Genomic DNA, 14,338 nt, shown 5'->3' with positions numbered 1-14,338 from the left:
CGGGGTCTCCGCGCGCTCGTTCGTGCGCCCGGGAGGCGCCCGCGGCCAGATCCGGATGACGGCGACGACGCTGGCCGCTGCGAACCGGGACCCCGGCCTGCTGCGGCTCCGGCTGCGCTGGTACCTCGCGACGGGTGCACCGAGCGGCCGGTCACGCGGGCCGCTGCGCGGTCTCGAAGAGCGCGAGCAGATCGCGGCACAGCGCGTGTGGCGCCGTCTCGCACGGGCTGTGGCCGCCCGGGTAGACGCGGAGGACGGCGCCCAGCTCCTCGGCGTACCGACGGTGCAGCTCGACGGGCCACACGTCGTGCTCGCCGACGGCGAGGAGGACGGGGACGCCGGTGGCGCGGAGCGCGGCCCGGAGGTCGGGGACGCGGCGCAGTAGGGCGACCGATGCGGCGTGGGCGTCGGTCCGCGTCCACGTGAACCGTTCGACCACGAAGCGCTGCCGCGCGGGCGGCACGTGCTGGACGTTCCCGCGGATCGTCGAGCGGATCAGCGCCGCCAGCGCGCCCGCCGGCATGGAGCGGCTCGCGGCGCCGAACGGGCGGGTCGCCGCCAGGGCGTCCCCGGGGACGGGCGGCGCGGAGAGCAGGGACAGGGAGCGGACGAGGTCCGGCCGGGCGACCGCGACCCGTTCGGCGACCACGCCCTGGAACGAGTGCCCGAGCAGGTGCACCGGCGTCCCGCCCTGCTCGATCACCGCGATCAGGTCGTCGACGAACAGGTCGTAGTCCCACGACCGCCCGCGCCCGAGGTGCTCCGGGCCCGCCGCGGCGGACTGGTACTGCCCGGCGGCGTCGAACGACTCGGCGCGGAAGCCGCGCGCCGCGAGCACGGGCAGGAGGAAGCGGAAGTCCTCCTTCGACCCGGTGATGCCCGGCGCCAGCACCACGCGGACCGCGTCGCGCGGCCCGGCGCAGAGCCCGGCCAGCCGCCCCGACGGGACGACCCGCGAGCTGCGTGCGACGCCGTCCGGGAGCGCGGTCCAGTCGACGTCGGGCAGCGCGGCGTCCTCCGGGTCGAGGGGGACGAGTGGTGCGCGCACGGTCGCATGCCAGCCGCTGCCGGGGCGGCGCGGCAGGGTCGTTGGTCCCCGCGCACCGCGTCCGGCGCGGGCGGTGGGCGGCGGCCCGCGTCGCGCCACGAGCCGCCGCCCCTGCGCCGCACCCTGGGCGAGGTGCACGTCGCGGATCGGGTCCTCCGCGGCCGGCGCGGTCCCACTGTGACGCAGCGGCGACGGCCGCACCACAGAGACCTTCGGCACTGTGTCGGGGACCGCCCCGCCGCCAGCCTCGTCGCGTGCGTGTCCTCGCGCCCGGCGGACGCCGCGGAGCCCGCTGATGCCGGCGTCGGCGCCCGGCGCGGACGGCCTGACCGCCGCCGAGGTGCGCGACCGCGTCGCCGCGGGGCTGACGAACGCGGCTCCGCGCCGCGCGAGCAGGACGGTCGTCGCGATCCTCCGCACCAACCTGCTCACGCTCTTCAACGCGGTGGTGGCCGCCGGCTTCGTGCTGCTGCTCGCCATCGGTGCCTGGCGCGACGCGCTCTTCGGCCTGTCGGCGGTGGCGAACGCCGCGATCGGCATCGTCCAGGAGGTCCGCGCGAAGCGCCTTCTGGACCGGCTCGCCGTGGTGGCCGCCCCGCGCGCCCGCGTCCTGCGCGACGGCCGCGCGGTGGACGTCGAGGCGGACGACGTGGTGCTGGACGACCTCCTCGTCCTCCGCGCCGGGGACGGGGTGGTCGCCGACGCGGTCGTCGTGACCGCCGAGGGCCTCGAGGTGGACGAGTCGCTGCTGACGGGCGAGGCCGAGCCCGTCGAGAAGGCGCCGGGCGACCGCGTGCCGGCCGGGTCGTCGGTCACGGGCGGCGGCGCGCTGGCGCGGGTCGACCGCACCTTCGGCGCGACCTTCGCCGGCGGGCTCACCGCCGCCGCCCGCCGGTGGCGCACGACGCCCTCCGAGGTGCGCACCGCGCTCGGGCGGGTGCTGCGCGTGCTGTCCTTCGCGCTGCTCCCGCTGCTCGTCGTCGTCGTCGACGGCCAGATGCGCGCGCACGGCGGCTGGGCGGCCGCGATCTCGAGCGGGGCGTGGCGCGACGCCGCCGTCGTCGCCGTCGGCGCGGGGATCGCCATGGTGCCGCTCGGGCTGGTGCTGCTCGCGAACCTGGCCCTCGCCGCCGGCGCGGTGCGCCTGGCGGGGCGCCGGGTCCTCCTCCGCGACCTCGCCTGCGTGGAGGTGCTCGCGCGGGTCGACGTCCTGTGCATCGACAAGACCGGGACGCTGACGGACGGCTCGATCGCGTTCGACGCCGCGCATCCGGTCGAGGGCGAGCCGCCGCCCGGCTGGCGCGCGGCGCTCGGGTGGTTCGGGGCCGACGAGGCGGCGAACCGCACCGCCCGCGCCCTCCGACCGGCCTTCCCCGTCGGGAGCGGGCCCGCCCCGACGGGATCCGTCCCCTTCTCCTCGCAGCGGCGCTGGAGCGCGGTGCGCCTGCCCGGTGGCGGGACCTGGGTGCTCGGTGCGCCGAGCGCGGTGCTGCCGGGCGGCGCTGTCGCCCGGCGCGCGGCGGCGCTCGCGCGGGACGGTCTGCGGACGGTCCTCCTTGCGACGACCGACGCGCCGCTGCCGTCGGAGCGGGGAGCGGCCGCGTCCCCGCCGCCGGGATTGCGGCCCGCCGTCCTGCTGACGTTCCGCGAGACGGTCCGGCCGGAGGCGGCCCCGATGCTCGCCTTCTTCCGACGGCAGGGCGTGCGGGTCCTGGTGCTCTCCGGCGACGACCCGGGCACGGCGGCCGCCGTCGCCGGCCGGGCCGGGCTCGAGGCGGGCGCGCCCGTCGACGCCGGCGGGCTGCCGGAGGACGACGCGGCGCTGGCGGCCCTGCTCGACGGGCACCGGGTGCTCGGCCGGGTCGCGCCCGAGGACAAGCGGCGCATCGTCCGGGTCCTGCAGGCCGAGGGGCACGTCGTCGCGATGACGGGCGACGGCCTGAACGACGTGCTCGCCCTCAAGGAGGCCGACCTCGGGATCGCGATGAGTGCGGCGCCGCCCGCGACGAAGGCGGTCGCCGGCCTCGTCCTGCTCGACGACCGGTTCGACCGGCTGCCGGAGGTCGTCGGCGAGGGCCGTCGCGTCCTCGGGAACATCGAGCGGCTCACGATGCTGGCCCTCGCGAAGACGAGCTGGGCGGTGGTCCTGCCCCTCGTGTTCGCGGTGGCGGCGTGGCCGCTGCCGATCCTCCCGCGGCAGCTGTCCGTGCTCGACGGGCTGACGATCGGGATCCCCGCCTTCCTGCTCGCCCTCCGGCCGAACGAGCGGCGGTACCGGCCGGGGTTCCTGCGCCGGGCGCTCCGGTTCGCGGTGCCGGCGGGGCTCGTCGTCGTCCTCGCCCTGGTGTCGCTGCAGGTGCTGCGGGTCGTCGACCTCCTGGCCGCGCCGGACGTGTCGACGGCGTCGGTGCTCGTGCTCGGCCTGATCGGCGCCTGGACGCTCGCCGTGTGCTCCCGCCCGATCGACGTGCCGCGCGCGCTCGTCGTCGCCGCGGTCCTCGGCCTCGTGCCGCTGCTCGTCGTGGTGGAGCCGGTCCGCGCGTTCCTCGCGCTCGAGCCCGGCACGCCGGCCCTGCTGGCGGTCGTGCTGCCCGTCGCCGGGAGCGGCGCGGTCGCGATCGAGCTCGTGGCGCGGTGGTCGTGCGCCTCAGCCCACGAGGTGGTCGACGCCGGCGTGCCCGGGCTCCCGCGGCGGGGCCGCGTGCGCCCCCTCCGGCGTGTCGGGGACGGTCGACGCGAGGGCCGTTGACTCGCGCCGCAGGAACGTCGCGAGCTCGCTGATCGTGCTCATGAGCGGGGCCGGGAACACGACGGTCGTGTTCTTGTCGACGCCGAGCTCGACGAGCGTCTGCAGGTTCCGCAGCTGCAGGGCGAGCGGGTGGCGGACCATCGTGTCGGACGCGGCGCCGAGCGACGTCGCCGCCAGCGCCTCGCCGTCCGCGGCGATGATCTTCGCCCGCTTCTCGCGCTCCGCCTCCGCCTGCTTCGCCATGGCGCGCTTCATGCCCTCCGGCAGCTGGATGTCCTTCAGCTCGACGAGGGTGACCTCGACGCCCCACGCCGTCGTGGTCGCGTCGAGGATCACGCGGATGTCGCCGTTGATGACGTCGGTCTCGGCCAGCGTCTCGTCGAGCGTGTGCTGGCCCACCACCTTGCGCAGCGTCGTCTGCGCGATCTGGTCGATCGCGGCCTGCACGCTCTCGACCTGCACGATCGAGGCGACCGGGTCGGTGATGCGGAAGTAGGCGACCGCGGAGATGTCGACGCTGACGTTGTCCTTCGTGATGATGCCCTGCGACTGGATCGGAAGGGTCACGATGCGGAGGGACACGATCTGCAGCCGGTCGAGGATCGGGACGATCAGCCGGAGGCCGGGAGCGCGCGTGCCGACGATCCGGCCGAGCCGGAAGTGCACGCCCCGCTCGTACTGCCGCACGACGCGGATCGACAGCATCAGGAGGACGACGACGACCACCGCTCCCGCGATCAGCCAGGCCCACAGCGCGCTCATCCTCGGCTCCTCCCGTCCGGACGTCCGTCCGCTCCACCCGAGCCTGCGGTCGCGGGCGGCGGGGACCAGGGCCGAAGGTCCGCCGCGTCAGCCGCTCGGGACGATCGCGACCGGGGCGTCGAGCCGGTCGAGCACCTGCGCGCCGATCGAGCGGTGGAGCGCGCGGTCGGGTCGGTCCGCGCCGTGCCTGCCGAGCACCACGAGCGCGCACCCCCGGCCGAGCCGATCGAGCACGTGCGCCGCCGACTCCCGCTCGAGCATCGGCGTGAGCCCGACCGCGGGGTGGTCCCGGCGGATCCCCGCCACGACCGCCTCCAGCCGATCCGCGGCGTGCTCGGCGGCGCGGCCGTCGAGCCGCGGGGGCGGCGCGCCCAGGTGCACGAGGCGCCACGCGTGCAGGACGACGAGGTGCCGCCGCTCCCGCTCCGCCTCCGCCGCGGCGAAGGCGACGGCGCGGTCGTCGGCCGCGTCGCCCTCCACGCCGAGCAGGATCGGCCACCGCGTCCGCTCCCATCCGCGCGGCACCACCACGACGGGCCGGGAGGAGCGGTCGACGATCCGGGCGGCGAACGACCCGGCGAGCCGCAGCCGGCCGGCGGACGCGCGGTTGCTGCCGACCACCACGAGGTCGGCGCGGTCGATGCGGTCCCGCACGAGGTCGAGCGGATCGCCGCGGAGGACCTCGGACCGCACGGGCGTCCCCGGCGCGAGCCGGGTCAGCAGGTCCTGCACCTGCGCGGCGGACTCCCCCGCCTCGGCGCTCGCCGACCCCGGGCCGTCCCCGTCCGACGGCGCGTCCGGCGGGAGGACGTCGAGCACGTCCACGGCGATCGGCCGCCGTGCCGCGCGGTCGGCGAGCCAGCGGGTCGCGGCGATCCCGGCGAGCCCGCCGTCCGCCACGAGCAGCACGCGTTCGGGATGGTCGACCCGCGCCGGCGGGGCGACCTCGGTCCGCGCCTCCGTCATGGGCTCCTCCTCGTGTCCTCGTCGCAGGATCGGCGGGGCCCGTCGCGCTCGGGAGGGCCGTTGGTCCCGCGCACCGGCGGCGCCTGAGTCCTTCGCCCCTGGCCGCGCACGGCCGCCGCCGGTCGACTGGCGGTCGGCACGAGAGGGGGCGTCGTGAGCACGACATCCGGAGGGTCCGCACGCGTCCGGGTCGACGGGGTGACCGTCCTCGAGCGGAACGGGACGACGGTGCTGACCGGCACCGCGTCGTCGATCGCCGAGCTCGGCCGCGCCGTCGAGGCGGCGCTGGCGGACGTCCGCGCGTCCGCCGTCGCGGACGAGACCGTCGTGCCGGGCGCGCGCGCGTGCGTGGCGCCCGAGCGGTCCGAGGAGGTCGCGCGGCGGGTCGGCGCGGCGCTGGACGCCGCCGCCGTGGACGCCCGCGTGCTGGTCCGCACCGACGGCGACATGGTGACCCTGCGGGGCCGCGCCGCCGACACCGCCGCGCGCCGCGTCGCGTCCCGCGCAGCGTGGGCCGCGCCCGGCGTCGCGTACGTGCAGGACTGGATCCGCGCCGACCGCTACTGACCGCGGGCCGCCCGCGGCACCGGCACGACCTCGACGGGGCACGGCGCGTGCTCCAGCACGCCCCGGAGGACGGAGCCGAACCGCGGGCCGGTCGGTACGCCGATCACGAGCAGCTCGGCGCTCGCGGCGTGCTCGAGCAGCGAGGGCAGCAGCCCGTCGCGCGCCAGGTCCGTCCCCACGGTCAGTCCCGGGTGCGCGGCCCGGACGCGCTCCGCGGCGGCGTCCACCGGCCGGTCGCCGGCCGCGTCCGTCCGCTCGCCGGCCGGCAGCCAGAGCGCGGCCGGGGCCGTCAGCCACGGGATCATCGCGCTGCCGACGAGCTGCAGGCCGCGTCCGGCGCGCTCCGCCTCCTCGGCGGCGGCGTCGACGACGGGCCCGACGTCCTCCGCACCGAGGGCGGCGACGACGACGCCGTCCCCGGGTCGCCAGGAGGCCGGCACCACGACCGTCGGGACGGCCGCACGCTCCGCGACGCGGACGGCCCGGGTCGCGAGGGGCAGGTGCTGCCACACCGCGGTGCGGTTGCAGCCGAGCACGAGCAGATCGGCGCCGCCCGCCTCGCGCGTCAGCGCCGCGGCGATCCCGCCGTCCAGGACCCGGATCGTCGTGCGGGCGCTCGGGATCCGCGCGTCGAGGTACTCCCGGACGGCCCAGGCGACGCCCTCGGCGGCCTCGGCGCCCGGTCCGGTGCGGTCCTCCCCGTGCGGCCCACGGGCGACGACCGCGACCTCGATCGCCAGCGGCCGCCGCTCCGACCGACGGGCCAGCCACCGCGCAGCCGCGATGGTGCCGGGCGACTCGTCGGAGGCGAGCACGACGCGCTCGCGCCGCGTGCCGAGGGGCACGGCGTCCGGTCGCGGACCGGCCGTGGAGGTCATCGCGGCCCTCCGGCCGGCGCTGCGGACGCGGTCGTCCGCTCGTCCTCGCCCTGGTCGAGCCGGAAGGGCGGGTACTCGTCGCGCAGGAGCAGGGCGTAGGCCGCGACCCGGAACGCCCACCGGTCGATCCCGACGACGAGGTCCCGCAGCCCGGCGTGGTACCGGCCGGTGATCAGCAGCAGGACGCCCGTCACGAGCACCAGGACGCCGAGCACGGAGATCCCCGAGCTGAGTGAGGCGCCGCTCCACGGCCACGGGGTGGGCACGAGCAGCCAGCCGCCGGTGAGCGCCGCGAGGACCAGGTAGTGCGGCACGGCGAGCAGCCACCACTTCACGAGCACGAGCCCGTTCGTCAGCCGCTCGGGCCGCGCGACGCGGAGGTCGGCCGGGTAGTCGTCGCGCGGGGCGAGCGCGAAGGGCGGGTACCGGTCCGTGCCGAGCGCCGCGTACCCGTAGAACGCGACGCGCCAGCTCCACCGGAGCACCCCGACGTCGAAGGCGAACCACGACCGCGGGTAGCGTCCGGTGAACAGGACGACGACGCCGGCGGCCGCGGTCGTCACCGTCAGCGCGATCCACAGGCCGGCGAGCAGGACGAGGTGCGGCACGGCGAGCAGCCACTTCACCAGCCACAGCCATCGGGACGGCGCCGCGTCCGTCCGCGCGGTCAGGACGACGGGCGGCCCCTGCCCGGGCTCGGGCGCGGCGTCGCGGTCGAGCGCGCGACCGACCGCGGCGGTGCCGGTGAGCAGCAGCGGGACGCCGACGAGCAGCAGCACGCCGGCCGTCGCGGCCGCACCGGCGACGAGCGGGGCGAGCAGATCCGTGGCGTACGCCGCCTGCACGCGCGCGGTGACGCCGGCGGTGGCGTCCGCGTTCATGACGACGACGGCCCACCGGCCCGCGCGGACGGGCCAGACGACCTCCTGCGACCCCGTCCCCGTCGCCCGGGCGACCCAGAAGTCCTGCGCGGTGGGCGGGTCCGGCGTCCTGGACCCGAGCACGTCGCGGTAGTCGACGCGGAACGGCCGGCTCTCGACGCCGACGACCTCCGTGCGGGCGACGCCCGACAGGTACCGATCGACGTCCTCGCGCGGCGCGATGCCGACGAACAGCGGCCGGTCGCCCTGCACGCGGATGCGGATCCGGCCGAGGTCGACCGGGAGCGCGGGCACCGGCGTGCCGATCCCGGCGACGTCGGCGGTCGTCACCGCGACCGTCCCCGTCGAGATCGACGCGGTGGGCGACGTGAACCAGCCGCGCGGATCCCGCGCGCCGACGGCGAGGGCCGCGGCGAGGACGCTCGTGGCGATCGCGACGAGCAGGACGCCGACGACGACCAGCACCACGCCGCCGGCGGAGGTGCGGTGCGGGCGGCCGGTGGGCGCGGTCGTCGCCGGTGCGGACGTGGTCATGGCGGGCTCCCTCCCCTGCTCCGCCCAGCGTCGCCGGGGCGCGCGCGACGGAGGAGGGTCGAAGGGCCTGCGGCTCAGGACCGGAGCACGGACGGCGCGCCGAGGGTCACGACGTCGTCGCCGACCTCCGCGTCGTCGCGCCGGTGGGAGACGAGCACGACCGCCCGATCGGCGAGCTGGCGGCGCAGCTCGCCCATGACCGCGGCGGCCGTCTCGGCGTCGAGGTGCGCGGTCGGCTCGTCGAGCAGCACGAGCCGCGCGGGCGACAGGAGGGTGCGCGCGAGCGCGAGCCGCGCGCGCTGACCGCCCGAGAGCGCGCGGCCGCCGGCCCCCACCCGCATGTCGAGACCGAGGGGGTGCGAGCGCACGAGGGCCGCGAGTCCCACCCGGTCGAGGACGTCCCACAGCGCCGCGTCCGGCGCGCCCGGCGCGCCGAGCAGCAGGTTGCGCCGCACGCTCGAGTCGAAGACGTGCGCGTCCTGCGGCAGCCACGCGACCTGCCGCGCGACCGCGGCGGGCCCCGCGTCCGCGGCGTCGACGCCGTCGAGCAGGTAGCGGCCCGCCGATGGGGACAGGCTGCCGAGCAGCACGGACAGCAGCGTCGACTTGCCGGATCCGGACGGTCCCTCGATCCGCAGCCAGCGTCCCGGGAGGAGGGTCGCGTCGACGTGGTGGAACACGGCCGGGCCCTCCTCCGTCCAGCGCGCGGCGACGCCGTCGAGGACCGCGACCTGCAGCGGACCGTCGAGATCGACCACGCCGGCGGGCGCGGGACGCCGGAGCACGGGACGGAGCCGGGTCCACGCCGCCGCGAGCGCCGGTGCGCGCCGCGCGGCGTCGACGAGGGCCAGGGCGGCCTCGGGCAGCGCGAGCGGCAGCAGCACGACGACGCCGACGAGCGGTGCCGGGGCGGACGCGCCGGCACCGGCCGCGAGCGCGCCGAGCGCGGCTACGGCGCTGCCGAGCACGACGAGCGCGCCCGCCACGCCCCTGGCCATCGCCCCCCGCCGGTCGAGGCGGACGAGTCGCTCGTCGAGGTCCTCGACGACGGCCAGCGCGGCCCCGCCGACGCCGTTCCCGGCGAGGTCGTCGGCGGCGGCGACGATGGCGGCGAACCGTCGGGCGAGCGCCGCCCGGACGGTGACGGCCCGCGACTCGGCGCGGCCGTCGAGGAGGAGGGCGGCGGCCGGGGCGGCCACGAAGGCGATCAGCGTCCCCGCGACGACGACCGCGGCGGCCGCGGGGACGAGGAGGGCGGTCGTCGTGCACGCCGCGACGGCGACGACGACCGCGACGGCCGGCGGGAGCAGCACGCGCGGCACGAGGTCGCGCACCTGGTCGACCGTCACGACCAGCAGCTCGAGCGCGGTCGCGCCGTTCAGCAGCTTCCGCGACCTCGCCCCGTGCGCGGCGAGGCCCCGCCAGAGCCGGTCCCGGAGGAGCGCCGCCATCCGGAGGACGGCGTCGTGCGTGGTGAGCCGCTCCGCGTAGCGGAGCGCGGCCCGGGCGAGGCCGAAGAACCGGACGCCGACGATGGCGACGCCGAGGAGCAGGATCGGCGGGTGCTCCGCCGCGCGGACGATGAGCCACCCGGAAACGGCGGTGAGCGCGGCGGCCGCCGCCGCGGTCGCGGTCCCGAGCGCGACGGACCCGAGGAGCCGCCCGCGCACGGGCCGCAGCAGCGCCCCGATGCCGCCGAGCCCCGCCCGGCGGACGGGGTCCGGGACGGCGGCGGTGGCGGGAGTCCCGACCGCCGCGTCCGTGGCCTCCGCCTCGGCCGTCGGGGTCGCCGACGCTCCCCCGAGTCGGACCACCGCGTCGGCGAGCCGGAGGGTCGACGACTCGTGCGTGGCGAGCACGACCGTCGCCCGGCCGCGGAGTCCGGCGATCAGCTGCTCGACCGCGGTCCGGTGCGCCGGGTCGAGCGACGCGGTCGGCTCGTCGAGCAGCACGAGGTCCGCGCCGGACTCGACCCGGGCGGCGACCCGCGCGACGCCGAGGCGCCGCAGCTCCCCCGGGCTGAGCCGCCCGGGGTCCTCCCCGGCGACCGCCTCGAGTCCGACGAGCCCGAGCAGGCCGCGCAGGCGCGCGTCGGTGAGCAGCGGGCCGTAGAGCCGGAGCTCCGCGAGGAGCGTGTCGGCGGTCGCCGTCGGGTGCTGGGGCAGGTACGCCGCGCCGCCCGGCGGGACCGTGACCGTCCCGGTGACCACGGCGCCCCGCCGGACGAGCAGGCCGGCGAAGGCGGCGAGCACCGTCGACTTCCCACTCCCGCTCGGACCGACCACGGCCGTGATGCCGAGGGGCACCGGCCGGAGGTCGAGCCCCGCGATCGCCGGCTCCCGGTCGGGGTGGCGGACGATGAGCCCGTCCAGGGCGGCGTCGCCGGTGCGCACCGGGACCTCGGCCGCCGGCGCGTCGAGGAGTGCTCGCGCTCGGTCGTACGCGGCGAGCCCGGCGTCGCCCGCGTGGAACGCCGCGCCGACGTCGCGCAGCGCCGAGAAGCACTCGGGGGCGAGCACGAGCGCGAGCAGACCGGCCCAGAGCGGCAGGTCGCCGGACAGCAGCCGGATGCCGATGACGACCGCGACGACGGCGACCGAGATCGTCGCGACCAGCTCCAGGACGAGGGAGGAGAGGAAGGCGACGCGCAGCGTCGCCATCGTGCGGCGGCGGTGCTCGTCCGCCAGGCGGCGCAGCACCGCCGCCTGCTCGTCGATCCGTCCCAGGCCGACGAGGACGGGCAGACCGCGGGCGAGCTCCAGCAGGTGCGCCGCCAGCCGTTCCAGCGCCGCGGTCGCGGCCTCCACGCGATCCTGCGTGTGCAGGCCGACGAGGGCCATGAAGACGGGGACGAGCGGCAGCGTGCAGGCGAGGATCACGCCGCTCACCGCGTCCGCGAGGAGGATCCGCGTGCCGAGCACGAGCGGGACGACGGCCGCGTCGACGAGCGCGGGCAGCACCGTGGTGCAGTACCGCTGCAGGTCGTCGAGGCGGTGCGCGCCGAGCAGCACGGCGTCGTCGGGGGCGCCGGGCCCGAGCGCCCTGGCGCCGATCCGCAGCCGGAGGCCTCCGGCGAGCTCCGCGCCGGTCGCGGCGCCGACGGCGGTGCCGGCCCAGACGGCCGCGGCGCGCAGGAGCGCGCCCAGGCCGCCGGCGAGGACGGCGAGGCGCCAGTCGCCGGTGCCCGCGGCGACGGCGGCGACGCCGCGGGCGACGCCCTCCGCGAGCAGGACGGTGCCGACCGCCCGGACGGCCGATGCGAGGACCAGCAGCGCGACCGTGCCGCGCGACGCCGCGGCGAGCGGTCCGTTCCGGCCGCTCATCGGTGGAGCAGGACCGGCTGCTCCTGCAGCCCCGGGATGTGCCGGACGTCGATGCGGCGCCGGAACACCCAGTACGACCACGCCTGGTAGGCGAGCACGAGCGGCAGCCCGCACGCCGCGACCACCGTCATGACGCCGAGCGTGTACGGGCTGCTCGACGCGTTCGCGACGGTCAGGTTCCACGCCGGATCGATCGTCGAGGGCAGGACGACCGGGTACACCGCGGCGAACAGCGATCCGGCGCCGGCGGCGAGGAACGCCGCGATGCCGACGAAGGCCCAGCCCTCCCGGCCCGACCGCGCGCGCAGCCAGGCGAACACGATCGCGACGACGGCCACGACCACGAGCGCCCAGCTGACGACGCCGCCGGTCAGGAGGCCGACCCCGAGCACCCAGCCGACGATCGGGAGCAGGGCGACGGGCGCACCGCGTACGACGAGGCGTCCCGCGCGGCGCCGCACCGACCCGTCCGTCTTCAGCGCGAGGAACGCGGCGCCGTGCACCAGGCAGAACCCGACCACGGCGAGCCCGCCGAGGACGGCCCAGCCGTTCAGCCAGGCGAACGGTCCGCCGACGCGGTCGCCGTTGCCGTCGATCGGCAGCCCGGTCGTCGTGAGCGCGAGTCCGGCGCCGATGCCGAAGGCGGTGACGGCCGAGCCGATGCCGATCGCGAGGTCCCAGGCGCGGGCCCACCGGGCGTCGTGCACCTTCCCGCGGAACTCGATCGCCGCGGCGCGGGCGATGAGGCCGAGCAGCACCAGGGTGAGCGGCACGTACAGCACGGAGAACAGGGAGGCGTACCAGAGGGGGAACGCGGCGAAGGTGCCGGCTCCGGCGACGAGCAGCCACACCTCGTTCCCGTCCCAGACGGGGCCGATCGTGTTCAGCATGACCCGCCGCTCCCCCTCCGACCGCGCGGTGACGAGCATGTGCATCCCGACGCCGAGGTCGAACCCCTCGAGCAGCAGGTAGCCGAGCCAGAGCACGGCGATGGCGACGAACCAGACGGTGGGCAGCACGGCGGCGTCCTTCGGGTCGGAGGGGTCGGGATCAGTAGGCGAACGCGAGCACGTCGTCGTCCTCGTCGTGGGCGGGTTCGCGCCGCAGCTCCGGCATCGCCGCGGCGACGCCGCCGCGGACGTACCGGACGAGCAGGACGACCTCGACGACGAGCAGCACGGCGTAGACGAGCGCGAGGCCGATCAGGGAGAACAGCAGCTCCCCGCTCGTGACCCCCGGCGAGACGGCGGCCGCCGTGAACATGAACACGCCGTCGACCCCGCCGGGCGTGGGGTTCGGTGCGACGACGAACGGCTGCCGACCCAGCTCGGTGAAGATCCACCCGGCCGCGTTCGCGCCGAACGGCGCGAGGATGCCGAGGACCGCGAGGCGGGCCAGCCAGCGGGACGCGGGCACCGTGCCGCGGCGGGTGAGCCAGAGCGCCACGGCCGCCGCGAAGGCGGCGACGCCCCCGAAGCCGATCATGATGCGGAACCCCCAGTAGGTGACCTGCATGTCCGGCACGTAGTCGACGGGCCGCCCCGACCGGGCGCCGTACAACGGGCCCTTCGGGAGCGTGCGCCCGTACTCGGCCTGGTACGCCGGCAGGAGGTCCTTGACGCCCTCGACCGTGGTCGTGGTGTCCCCGTTCGCGAGGAACGAGAGCAGGCCGGGGATCTCGATGACGGCCGTGACGCCGGTGCAGTCCGTCGATCCGACGTCGCCGATCGACAGCACGGAGAAGCCCGTGCCGGTCTCGCACGCGGCCTCCGCGACGGCCATCTTCATCGGCTGCTGCTGGAACAGGAGCTTGCCCTGCAGGTCGCCGGTGACGGCGACGCCCGCGAAGCCGACGATCGCGACGACGGCGCCGATCCGGAGGGCGCGGATCCAGACCGCGTGGTCGGCGACGTCCCGCCCGGCGTCGTCCGGGTCGCTGCCGATGTGGAGGGTCCGGTCCGCCCGGACGACGTCGATGCCGTCGTGGCGGCGCCGCCACAGCTGGTACCAGGCGATGCCGAGCAGGAAGCCGCCGGCGACGGCGAAGGCGCCCGTGATCGTGTGCGCGTAGGCGGCGAGGGCGGTGCTGTTCGTGAGGACCGCCCAGATGTCCACGAGGCGCGGACGACCGTCCACGAGCCGCACGCCGACGGGGTGCTGCATCCACGAGTTCGCCACGATGATGAAGAAGGCGGAGACGATCGACCCGAGCACCGCGATCCAGAGCGTGGCGAGGTGGATCCGCTTCGGCAGCCGTCCCCAGCCGAAGATCCAGAGGCCGAGGAACGTCGACTCGAAGAAGAACGCGAAGAGGCCCTCCATCGCGAGCGGCGCCCCGAAGACGTCGCCGACGTACCGCGAGTACTCGCTCCAGGCCATGCCGAACTGGAACTCCTGCACGATGCCGGTGGCGACGCCGACGATGAAGTTGACGAGGTAGAGCTTCCCGAAGAACTTCGTCAGGCGGAGCCAGCGCTCGTCGGCCGTGCGCACCCACCGCCACTGCAGGAACCCCACCACCGGTCCGAGGCCCAGCGTCAGCGGCACCATCAGGAAGTGGTAGACGGTCGTGATGCCGAACTGCCAGCGCGCGATGTCGAGCGGGTCCACTCTCGGTTCCTCCTGCGAAG

The 14,338-nt window shown here is 76.9% G+C and carries 10 protein-coding genes; 2 read left to right on the top strand and 8 right to left on the bottom strand.

Annotated elements, in window-relative coordinates:
* Positions 1 to 151: 151 nt before the first annotated feature.
* A complete protein-coding gene (locus CLV52_RS08905; RefSeq protein WP_133766016.1) occupies positions 152 to 1,048 on the bottom strand; it encodes an alpha/beta fold hydrolase in 897 nt (298 codons plus the stop codon).
* 295 nt (positions 1,049 to 1,343) lie between these two features.
* Here CLV52_RS08905 and CLV52_RS08900 point away from each other — a divergent pair, with 295 nt between their 5' ends.
* Positions 1,344 to 3,797, top strand: a complete 2,454-nt coding sequence (locus CLV52_RS08900) for an HAD-IC family P-type ATPase (protein WP_133766015.1) — start codon at positions 1,344 to 1,346, stop codon at positions 3,795 to 3,797.
* Here the strand turns inward: CLV52_RS08900 and CLV52_RS08895 are convergent.
* A complete protein-coding gene (locus tag CLV52_RS08895; RefSeq protein ID WP_133766014.1) occupies positions 3,696 to 4,559 on the bottom strand; it encodes a slipin family protein in 864 nt (287 codons plus the stop codon). The two genes, CLV52_RS08900 and CLV52_RS08895, sit on opposite strands and share 102 nt — an antisense overlap.
* A gap of 87 nt (positions 4,560 to 4,646) precedes the next feature.
* Complete coding sequence (locus CLV52_RS08890; RefSeq protein ID WP_133766013.1) at positions 4,647 to 5,525, bottom strand: universal stress protein; 879 nt, start codon at positions 5,523 to 5,525, stop codon at positions 4,647 to 4,649.
* A 153-nt stretch (positions 5,526 to 5,678) separates the two neighbouring features.
* Here CLV52_RS08890 and CLV52_RS08885 point away from each other — a divergent pair, with 153 nt between their 5' ends.
* Positions 5,679 to 6,092 (top strand): BON domain-containing protein, encoded by a 414-nt coding sequence (locus CLV52_RS08885; protein ID WP_162850775.1) that lies wholly within the window; start codon positions 5,679 to 5,681, stop codon positions 6,090 to 6,092.
* Here the strand turns inward: CLV52_RS08885 and CLV52_RS08880 are convergent.
* The 5 genes from CLV52_RS08880 to CLV52_RS08860 all read right to left on the bottom strand — a co-directional run bounded on the left by CLV52_RS08880 (position 6,086) and on the right by CLV52_RS08860 (position 14,318).
* Positions 6,086 to 6,970, bottom strand: coding sequence for a universal stress protein (locus CLV52_RS08880; RefSeq protein ID WP_133766011.1), 885 nt, complete (start codon positions 6,968 to 6,970; stop codon positions 6,086 to 6,088). The genes CLV52_RS08885 and CLV52_RS08880 overlap by 7 nt on opposite strands.
* Positions 6,967 to 8,385 carry a DUF4389 domain-containing protein gene (locus CLV52_RS08875; RefSeq protein ID WP_133766010.1) on the bottom strand — a complete coding sequence of 473 codons (1,419 nt, stop codon included), beginning with the start codon at positions 8,383 to 8,385 and terminating at the stop codon, positions 6,967 to 6,969. The genes CLV52_RS08880 and CLV52_RS08875 overlap by 4 nt, the downstream gene beginning before the upstream one ends.
* 74 nt (positions 8,386 to 8,459) lie before the next feature.
* Entirely contained in the window at positions 8,460 to 11,708 is a 3,249-nt protein-coding gene (cydC, locus tag CLV52_RS08870; protein WP_133766009.1) for a thiol reductant ABC exporter subunit CydC, read from the bottom strand.
* Positions 11,705 to 12,727 (bottom strand): cytochrome d ubiquinol oxidase subunit II, encoded by a 1,023-nt coding sequence (cydB, locus tag CLV52_RS08865; RefSeq protein ID WP_133766008.1) that lies wholly within the window; start codon positions 12,725 to 12,727, stop codon positions 11,705 to 11,707. The genes cydC and cydB overlap by 4 nt, the downstream gene beginning before the upstream one ends.
* A 31-nt stretch (positions 12,728 to 12,758) precedes the next feature.
* On the bottom strand, positions 12,759 to 14,318 hold the full coding sequence (locus tag CLV52_RS08860; protein ID WP_133766007.1) for a cytochrome ubiquinol oxidase subunit I: 1,560 nt from the start codon (positions 14,316 to 14,318) through the stop codon (positions 12,759 to 12,761).
* Between the last annotated feature and the right edge of the window lie 20 nt (positions 14,319 to 14,338).

The sequence above is a fragment of the Amnibacterium kyonggiense genome, assembly GCF_004364555.1.
Lineage (GTDB): Bacteria > Actinomycetota > Actinomycetes > Actinomycetales > Microbacteriaceae > Amnibacterium > Amnibacterium kyonggiense.
Note: the sequence above shows the minus strand (reverse complement) of the source record. Positions and strands in the feature narration are given on the sequence as shown.

Excerpts from the sequence above, each read along its gene's own strand:
- CLV52_RS08875 (WP_133766010.1), bottom strand. The coding sequence starts at position 8,385 with ATGACCACGTCCGCACCGGCGACGACCGCGCCCACCGGCCGCCCGCAC.
- cydC (WP_133766009.1), bottom strand. The coding sequence starts at position 11,708 with ATGAGCGGCCGGAACGGACCGCTCGCCGCGGCGTCGCGCGGCACGGTC.
- CLV52_RS08900 (WP_133766015.1), top strand. The coding sequence starts at position 1,344 with ATGCCGGCGTCGGCGCCCGGCGCGGACGGCCTGACCGCCGCCGAGGTG.
- CLV52_RS08880 (WP_133766011.1), bottom strand. The coding sequence starts at position 6,970 with ATGACCTCCACGGCCGGTCCGCGACCGGACGCCGTGCCCCTCGGCACG.
- CLV52_RS08895 (WP_133766014.1), bottom strand. The coding sequence starts at position 4,559 with ATGAGCGCGCTGTGGGCCTGGCTGATCGCGGGAGCGGTGGTCGTCGTC.
- CLV52_RS08890 (WP_133766013.1), bottom strand. The coding sequence starts at position 5,525 with ATGACGGAGGCGCGGACCGAGGTCGCCCCGCCGGCGCGGGTCGACCAT.